The following is a 7,786-nucleotide window of genomic DNA, read 5'->3' as shown; positions in this document are numbered from 1 at the left end:
AGGCTGACGGACTTGGGCGCGCTCAGCGTCACGTCCCGGCCCGGCCGGTGCACGATGCTGCCGTCGATCTCCTTGCGCCCGAGACGGCGGCCGCCGGGAACCTCGCCTTCGAGCACCGACCGGAAGCGTTCGGGATCGACCGGGCCGGAGAGGCCGAGCGCCTCGGCACCCCGGCCCGCCCAGGCGCTTGCTTCCTTGTGCGCTCCGTCGTCCTTCGCGTAGTAGCCATCGCGCTCGAAATAGGCCACGCCCTGCGACGGCGAGGCGATCTTGCCGATGGACGCTACCATCGCGGCAGCCTCGTGACGGCAGCGGATTCGGAGGGTTCGTGCCTGTCCATAACGGCAAGATGGGCGCTTGCGATGGACGGAACAAGTGCCGAACATAGGTGCGTCCGCTGGTGGCCGCCCGTGGCCGCGAAAGTCGCAGAATGTCGGTCGCGGCGCACCGGATACGAACCGGGTTGACGTGGTAGCAAGCGGTCGCTACCTTTGCGGCATGAGATCGGTCGGCATCAAGGTTCTGAACAGCAAGTTGAGCGAATACGTCCGGCTCGCGTCGTCCGGCGAGACGATTCTCGTGACCGACCGGGATCAGGTGGTGGCGGAGCTCGGCCCGCTCCGGGAGACCCGGAGCCCGATCCTCGCCGACGCCTTCCTGGCCGAAGCGGTGCGGTCCGGCGTGCTGACGCCGCCGAGGCTGACCGCCTCGGGACCGCCGCCCAAGCCCAAGCCCGTCGCCACGCTGGAAGAAATCCTGGCCGATCTGGACGAGAGCCGGCGCGACCGGTGATCTACCTCGATTCGTCCGTCGCGCTCGCGCATCTTCTTGCCGAGAACCGGCAGCCGCCCGCTTCGCTCTGGGACGAGACCCTGTTTTCCAGCCGGTTGCTGGAATACGAGATATGGACTCCTCTGCATGCGCGCGGGCTTGCGGAGTCCTACGGCGAGGCGGCGCGCTGGCTGACCGGCCGCGTCGCGATGCTGGAGCTATCGCCTTCGGTGCTGGCGCGGGCGCTGGACGCCTTTCCCGGCCCCGGCGCGCTGCGCACCCTCGACGCCCTGCATCTGGCGTCGTGCGCCTATCTCGCCGAACACGCGCAGGGGGTCGCGTTGGCGAGCTACGACCGGCGGATGAACGACGTGGCCCGCGCGATGGACATTCCGCTGTTCGACCTTGAGGCGCCGCGAACCGGATGATCGCTGGGTTGCGCGAAATTTTTTTCATCGTAGCCAAACGCGGCCAGAGAGTGCCAGAGCGTGCCTGGTGCGGACAAGCTGTTGATTCCATGCAGGAAATCGCCTGGTGGACCGTTTGACAAGCCTTGCCCGCAGGTTCAAATCTCCCTTCCAGGGTCACGGAATCCGGGAAGGCGGAGGCGATGCGGAGAGACGGGAACGGCCGCGAGCGGGAGGGAGTTCCCCGCGTTGCCGCGAACGACAATGGCGGGCCGGAAGCGCGGATCGACGACGCGGTGATGCGCCTCGCCCGCTTGCTCGGACGGCAGATCGCGCGCGAGCGGTTCGAGTCAACCCGCGCCGCCAACGACAACGTGCCGCCGGAGAAGGAGGCGCACGACCGATAGGAGACCCGAGACCATGACCCTTCGCTGTGCGCTCTATGCCCGCTATTCGTCCGACCAGCAGCGGGCCGCTTCCATCGAAGACCAGTTCCGGGTCTGCCGCGAGCACGCCGAGCGCGAGGGCTGGAAGATCGCCGGCTGCTACAAGGACTCCGCCATATCGGGCGACAGCGTGATTCTCCGCCCCGGCATCCAGGGGCTGCTTGAGGACGCGCGGCGTGGTCTGTTCGAGATCGTCGTCGCCGAGGCCCTCGACCGGGTGAGCCGCGACCAGGCGGACGTGGCGACGCTCTACAAGCACCTGCGCTTCGCCGGCGTGATGATCGTCACCCTGTCGGAAGGCGAGATCAACGAGCTTCACGTCGGCCTCAAGGGCACCATGAACGCGCTGTTCCTGAAGGACCTCGCGGCGAAGACGCGCCGCGGCCTCCGGGGCCGGGTCGAGGCCGGCAAGTCGGGCGGCGGCATCTGCTACGGCTACGACGTGGTGAAGCTGCACGACGACGCCGGCGAGCGCATCCGCGGCGAGCGGGAGATCGACGAGACGCAAGCCGAGATCGTGCGGCGCATCTTCCGCGAGTTCGCGCAAGGCACCAGCCCGCGCGCCATTGCGCGGCGCTTGAACGAGGACGGCATCCCCGGCCCCAAGGGGAAGCTGTGGACCGATTCCGTGCTGCGCGGCCACGCCAAGCGCGGCACGGGGCTTCTCAACAACGAGCTCTATATCGGCCGGCTGATATGGAACCGGCAGCGCTTCCTGAAGAACCCGGACACCGGCAAGCGAGTCGCGCGCCTCAACCCGCCCGAGGAGTGGATCGTCGCCGAGGTTCCCGAGTTGCGGATCGTGGACGACGAACTGTGGCAGGCGGCGAAGGTCCGGCAGGGGGAAATCTCGGAGAAGTATGCGACGTCCATCGCGGCGACGCGCGCGGCCCAGGCCAACTATCTCAACAGCACCCACCGGCCCCGCTATCTGCTGTCCGGTCTTCTGGAGTGCGGCGTGTGCGGCGGCTCCTACGCCAAGCGCGGCCAGGACCGCTACGCCTGCTCCAACTACATCATGTCGGGCTCGTGTTCCAACAGCCGAACCATCCGGCGCGTCGAGATCGAGGAACGGGTCATGGCGGGGCTCCGGGAGAAGCTGATGGCGCCCGAGGCCGCCGCCGAGGCGATGCAGGCGTATGCCGAGGAGACCAACCGGCTCAACCGCGAGCGGCGCGCATCGGGCGCGACGGACCGGAAGGAGCTTGCCGACATCGAAAAGAAGATCGCCACCATGCTCGACGTGATCGAGGACGGCGGCTATGCGCGGGGCATGATGGACCGCATGCGCGAGCTTGAGGCCCGCCAGGACGAGATCGCCGAACGGCTGTCAGCCGCCCCGGTCGATCTTCCCGACATCCACCCCAACATCGCCATCGTCTATCGGCGCAAGGTGGAGCGGCTCGCCGAGGCGCTGGCCGACCCGCGCGACCGCGACGAGGCAGCGGACGCGATCCGGGGCCTGATCGAGCGCATCGTGCTCACCCCCGGCGAGAAGCGCAGCTCGATGAACGCCGCGCTTCATGGCGACCTCGGCACCATCCTCGAATGGGCCGGAAACGGCAGCGGGAAAGGGGTGACCGACACTCCCAAATCGGGAATGTCGGTCTCGGTGGTAGCGGGGGCAGGATTTGAACCTGCGAGCCTCCTACGATCAGGCCAGCCCATTCGATCCTGCACCTGTAGCCCGCTCAAGGGTGTGTTGCGCCGAAGTAACGGCATCTTAAGCGGTCGTTCGCGAGAGGTGGATTTCTTCGCGAACGCCACCGGCTTGCAAACGGCGCCTTCAGATCTCGGCGGCAGGAAACACCCGACCGTCCTGCACTGTTCCCCAAACGCTGACGTCTCTTAGCCTGTCGGCGCCGATCTCCGTCGGATCGTCTTCCAGGACGGCGAAGTCGGCGCGCTTGCCGCATTCGATGGAGCCGATCTCGCCGTCGAGCTTCAGCGTATAGGCCGCGCCAAGGGTGATCGCGCGAAGCGCCTGCTCGACGTCGATCCGTTCGTACGCGCCGAGCGTGCGCCCGGATGCCGTCTTGCGGTTGATCGCGCACCAGGCGGTGAACAGCGGGCCAAGCGGCGTGATCGGCGCGTCGGAATGGATCGCCATCGGCACGCCCTGGGCCAGCGCGGTCGCACAGGCGTTCATCCGCTCCGCCCGCTCCGGCCCGACGGTCTGCGCGTAGTGTTCGTCGCCCCAGTAGAAGATGTGGTTGGAGAACAGGTTGACGCACAGGCCGAGCGCGCGCATGCGGCGGAACAGGGCGGCGTCGGCGAGCTGGCAATGCTGCATCGTGAGCCGGTGGTCCGGCGACGGGTGCCGCCGCAGGGCCTCTTCGATGCAATCGAGCGCCAGTTCGGTCGCCTCGTCGCCGTTTGTATGGGTGTGGACCTGGATGCCGTGCTCCAGCGCCGAGCGGTAGAGTTCGCGAACCTGTTCGGGCGGCAGGTACCAGAGCCCCTCCGGCGCGCCGTTGTAGTAGCCCGGCCAGCGCAGGCGCGCCGTGAAACCCTGGATCGACCCGTCCACGACCATCTTGACCGACCCCAGCCGCAGCCGGTCGGTGCTCATCGGGCCCAGTTCGCGCGCCCGGGCGATCAGGTCCGGGATGGCGATATTCTGCAACTTCCGCATCGCGACGATACGCACCGGATAATCCGGCTCGCCCGTGACCCGCAGCATCATGGCGACCGCCTCTTGCGGCAGCAGGCCGGCAAGGTCGGTCGCCGTCGTCACGCCGCTGCGCACGCACTGGCGGGCAAACTGCCGGAAGCCGTGTTCGTCGCAGGCCAGGCTGTCCCGGTCGAAGCCGACATGGGGATTGGCCGGACCCATGGCGTCGTGGCCGCGCAACTCGCCGGCAGGCAGGCCGTCCGCCGCCAGCGGGATGCCGGGGTGGTTGATGCCGGGACGGAGCAGGCCGGCGCGTTCCAGGGCCACGGTATTGACGTTCAGAATGTGGCAGGAAGCGTTGAGCACGCCGACCGGCCGGTCGGTCGAGACCCGGTCCAGATCGTGCCGGTCCAGCCGCCGGGCGCCGAAATAGATCGCGTCCAGCCCCCATCCGGCGAGCGGCGCCTCGGCATCGGCGAGTTCCGCTTCGGCCTCCCGCAGGCGGGCGACGACCGCGTCGACCGATTTCAGTCCGGCCCAGACCGCTCCGTCCGGCGCCTGCCGGTCGAAGAAGCCGCAATAGACGAAACGCCAGAACGCCCCTTCCATGACATGGCAATGCGCCTCGACCAGGCCGGGCATGAGGATCTTGCCGGCAAAGCGCTCATCCGGTTCGTAGGTCCCGAATCCTGCCAGTTCCTTGACGGTCCCGGTGCCGACAATCCGCCCGTCGCGTACCGCAACGTGGCTCGCGACCGGCCGCGCCGGGTTCATGGTGATAATCTTGCGGGCGCTGTAGATCCGGTTCATGACCGCGCCGGCCCGTTTGCGAGCGGGTAATTCTCGTGCGGCGGCACGCCGTCGTCGCCGACGCGATGGCAGCTGACCCAGTGTTTCGGGAATATCTCGCGCCGCGCCGGCGCCTCCGTCCGGCAAATGTCTTCCGCGAACGGGCAGCGCCCGGCGAAGCGGCACCCCGGCGGCAGGTCGATCGGACTGGGCGGATCGCCTTCGAGGCTGACGCGCCGGCGCCCCCGCCGCTTCGAGGCAGCCGACGGCACCGCGGACAGCAGCGCCCAGGTGTAGGGATGGAGCGGCCGCTTGAAGAGGGAGATGCGGTCCGCTGCCGCTGGCCGCCGGAAAACTGGTGCGGGAACAGGGCCTGCTGCTCGGCGCGCAGCCCGACCTTGCCGAACAGGTCGGCGACACGGCGGTCGCGGCCCTCCGGGTCGCCGATCTCCATCAGGTCGAGCGGCTCGCGGACGATGGCGCCGGCGCGCATCCGCGGGCTGAGCGAAGAATAGGGATCCTGGAAGATGATCTGGGCCTTGCGGCGCAGGGCGAGCAGATCGTTGCCCTCGGCCTCGGACAGGCGCGCGCCGGCGAGGTCGATGGTGCCGCCCGTGATCGGCGCGAGGCGCATGATGGCGAGCGCCGTGGTCGATTTGCCGGAGCCGGATTCGCCGACGATGCCGAAGGTCGTCCCCCGTGGCACGTCGAAACTGACCCCGTCGACGGCGTGGACGAAAGTCTGTCTGCGGAACGGCCCGCGCGTGCCGGTCCGGAAATGGACCTTCAGGTCGCGGACTTGCAGGAGCGGCCGGTCCGCCGGCCCGCTCACGGCCGGTCCCCGTCTCGCCGGTCCGCGCCTTGCCGGTCCGCGTCTTCCATGAGCCAGCAGGCCGCCGAATGGCCGGCGCCCACGGCGACCGGCGACGGCCGCGACTGCACGCAGACCGGCATCCGGAAGCCGCATCGCGGCTCGAAGGCGCAGCCGACGCCGAGCTCGGTCAACGGCGGCACGACGCCGGGAATCTCCATCAGCGCCTCGCGTTCGGCCTCCGGCTCGTCGCTCAGTTGCGGCACGCAGGCGATCAGGCCGCTTGTGTAGGGATGCTGCGGGTTTTCCAGCAGGTCGTCCACGGCAGCCGCCTCGATGATCCGGCCGGCATACATGACGAGGACCCGGCCGGTCATCTCGGCGATCACGCCCATGTCGTGGGTAATCAGGACGATCGCCATGTCCCGGTCCTGCTGGAGTTCCAGCAGCAGGTCGAACACCTGGGCCTGCACCGTCACGTCGAGGGCCGTGGTCGGCTCGTCGGCGATCAGGATGTCGGGTTCGCACGCCAGCGCGATCGCGATCATGATGCGCTGGCGCATGCCGCCGGACAGTTGATGGGGGAATTCGCCGATGCGCCGTTCCGAGGCCGGAATGTGGACCTCGCGCAGCAGTTCGACGGCGCGGTCGAGGGCCGCGCGCCTGCTCAGCCCCTGGTGGAGCACAATGGATTCGGCGATCTGGTCGCCGACGGTAAAGACCGGGTTGAGCGCGGTCATCGGTTCCTGGAAGATCATGGAAATCCGGTTGCCGCGAATCCGGCGCATGCGCTCCTTCGAGGCTTTCAGCAGGTTCTCGCCGCGATAGACGATCTCGCCGCCGGCGATCCGTCCCGGCGGGGTCGGCACCAGGCCCATGATCGCCAGCGCCGTCATGCTCTTGCCGCAGCCGGACTCGCCGACGATACCGAGGATTTCGCCTTTCGACAGGCTGAATTCGATGCCGTCGAGGACGTGCGCGATACCGTTGCGGGTCCGGAAATCGACCTGCAGGTTGCGCACTTCCAGCAGCGCCGAAGAGTCGTCCGCTGCCGGCATTACCGTTCCCGCAGCTTCGGGTTCAACGCATCGTTCAGGCCGTCGCCGATCAGGCTCACGCTGAGCACCGAGAGGAAGATCGCCGCGCCGGGGAAGGTCGCCGACCACCAGGAATCGAAGATGTATTCCCGGCTGCTGCCGATCATCAGGCCCCAGCTCATGATGTTCGGGTCGCCCAGGCCGAGAAAGCTCAGCCCGGCCTCGAACAGGATGGCGACACCGACGATCAGCGTGGCCGACACGATGAGCGGCGGCAGGGCGTTGGGCAGGATGACGACCCAGATCAGGCGCCTGTCCGTCGCCCCGATGGTCCGGCCGGCCTTGACATATTCCAGTTCCTTGAGGCGCAGGAACTCCGCGCGCGCAAGCCGGGCGGTCGATTGCCAGCTCGCCACCCCGATGGCGATGGCGATCATGTAGAGCGACGGCGTGAACAGCGCCACCAGCACCATGGCGAGGATCAGCGACGGCAGGACCTGGAAAAACTCGGTGATCCGCATCAGGATCTCGTCGACCAGCCCGCCGTAGTAGCCGGCCATTGCGCCGACCAGCAGGCCGATCGCGACCGTCATCAGCGCCGCCGAGGCGCCGACCGCGAGCGTCGCGCGGCCGCCGCCGATCATGCCGGCGAGAATGTCCCGGCCGACATGGTCGGTGCCCAGCGGGACGTTCGGATCGACACCCGGCGGCGTGAAGGGCGCGCCCCTGATCTTGAAGGGATCGACGCCGTAGAGGGGCGGGCCGAACAGGCTGACGAGAATGATGGCGGCGAGCAGGACGAGGCCGAGGATCGCCGACCGGTTGCGCAGGAACATGCGCCAGGCCTCGCGTGCCGGGCTCTCGGCAGCGGCAACGGGAATTTCCGGTCCGGCAGGGCGGTCGGTCATCGG

At 68.3% G+C, this 7,786-nt stretch carries 9 protein-coding genes and 1 pseudogene; 4 read left to right on the top strand and 6 right to left on the bottom strand.

What is annotated here, in order from left to right:
• The coding region (locus tag OXM58_16620) for a relaxase domain-containing protein (GenBank protein ID MDE0149987.1) at nucleotides 1–290 on the bottom strand (290 nt) is incomplete at its 3' end.
• Between the two features lie 208 nt (nucleotides 291–498).
• On the opposite strand from OXM58_16620, the gene OXM58_16615 reads away from it, so the two are divergent.
• From OXM58_16615 to OXM58_16600, 4 genes are all read left to right on the top strand, one after another.
• Nucleotides 499–792: a hypothetical protein gene (locus tag OXM58_16615; GenBank protein MDE0149986.1), complete on the top strand. Its 294-nt coding sequence runs from the start codon at nucleotides 499–501 to the stop codon at nucleotides 790–792.
• Entirely contained in the window at nucleotides 789–1,199 is a 411-nt protein-coding gene (locus OXM58_16610; protein ID MDE0149985.1) for a PIN domain-containing protein, read from the top strand. The genes OXM58_16615 and OXM58_16610 overlap by 4 nt, the downstream gene beginning before the upstream one ends.
• Nucleotides 1,200–1,381: 182 nt before the next feature.
• Nucleotides 1,382–1,585, top strand: a complete 204-nt coding sequence (locus tag OXM58_16605) for a hypothetical protein (GenBank protein MDE0149984.1) — start codon at nucleotides 1,382–1,384, stop codon at nucleotides 1,583–1,585.
• Nucleotides 1,586–1,598: 13 nt separating this feature from the next.
• Entirely contained in the window at nucleotides 1,599–3,476 is a 1,878-nt protein-coding gene (locus OXM58_16600; GenBank protein ID MDE0149983.1) for a recombinase family protein, read from the top strand.
• On the opposite strand, the gene OXM58_16595 is transcribed toward OXM58_16600, so the two are convergent.
• The 5 genes and pseudogenes from OXM58_16595 to OXM58_16575 form a co-directional block, all read right to left on the bottom strand.
• A complete protein-coding gene (locus tag OXM58_16595) occupies nucleotides 3,411–5,048 on the bottom strand; it encodes an amidohydrolase (GenBank protein MDE0149982.1) in 1,638 nt (545 codons plus the stop codon). The two genes, OXM58_16600 and OXM58_16595, sit on opposite strands and share 66 nt — an antisense overlap.
• The gene (locus tag OXM58_16590; protein ID MDE0149981.1) at nucleotides 5,045–5,308 is read right to left on the bottom strand and encodes a hypothetical protein; all 264 of its coding nucleotides are present in this window, start codon (nucleotides 5,306–5,308) and stop codon (nucleotides 5,045–5,047) included. The genes OXM58_16595 and OXM58_16590 overlap by 4 nt, the downstream gene beginning before the upstream one ends.
• Before the next feature lie 107 nt (nucleotides 5,309–5,415).
• A pseudogene (locus OXM58_16585) lies at nucleotides 5,416–5,733 on the bottom strand (ATP-binding cassette domain-containing protein).
• 122 nt (nucleotides 5,734–5,855) lie between these two features.
• Nucleotides 5,856–6,896: an ABC transporter ATP-binding protein gene (locus OXM58_16580; protein MDE0149980.1), complete on the bottom strand. Its 1,041-nt coding sequence runs from the start codon at nucleotides 6,894–6,896 to the stop codon at nucleotides 5,856–5,858.
• Nucleotides 6,896–7,783, bottom strand: a complete 888-nt coding sequence (locus tag OXM58_16575) for an ABC transporter permease (protein ID MDE0149979.1) — start codon at nucleotides 7,781–7,783, stop codon at nucleotides 6,896–6,898. Before OXM58_16575 ends, OXM58_16580 begins: the two co-directional genes overlap by 1 nt.
• Nucleotides 7,784–7,786: the final 3 nt, after the last annotated feature.

The sequence above is a fragment of the Rhodospirillaceae bacterium genome (assembly GCA_028819475.1).
Lineage (GTDB): Bacteria > Pseudomonadota > Alphaproteobacteria > Bin65 > Bin65 > Bin65.
This window is presented reverse-complemented; position numbering and strand designations above follow the sequence as displayed.

Coding starts and splice junctions, on each gene's coding strand:
- OXM58_16595 (MDE0149982.1), bottom strand. CDS start 5,048: ATGAACCGGATCTACAGCGCCCGCAAGATTATCACCATGAACCCGGCG.
- OXM58_16580 (MDE0149980.1), bottom strand. CDS start 6,896: ATGCCGGCAGCGGACGACTCTTCGGCGCTGCTGGAAGTGCGCAACCTG.
- OXM58_16605 (MDE0149984.1), top strand. CDS start 1,382: ATGCGGAGAGACGGGAACGGCCGCGAGCGGGAGGGAGTTCCCCGCGTT.
- OXM58_16575 (MDE0149979.1), bottom strand. CDS start 7,783: ATGACCGACCGCCCTGCCGGACCGGAAATTCCCGTTGCCGCTGCCGAG.
- OXM58_16600 (MDE0149983.1), top strand. CDS start 1,599: ATGACCCTTCGCTGTGCGCTCTATGCCCGCTATTCGTCCGACCAGCAG.
- OXM58_16615 (MDE0149986.1), top strand. CDS start 499: ATGAGATCGGTCGGCATCAAGGTTCTGAACAGCAAGTTGAGCGAATAC.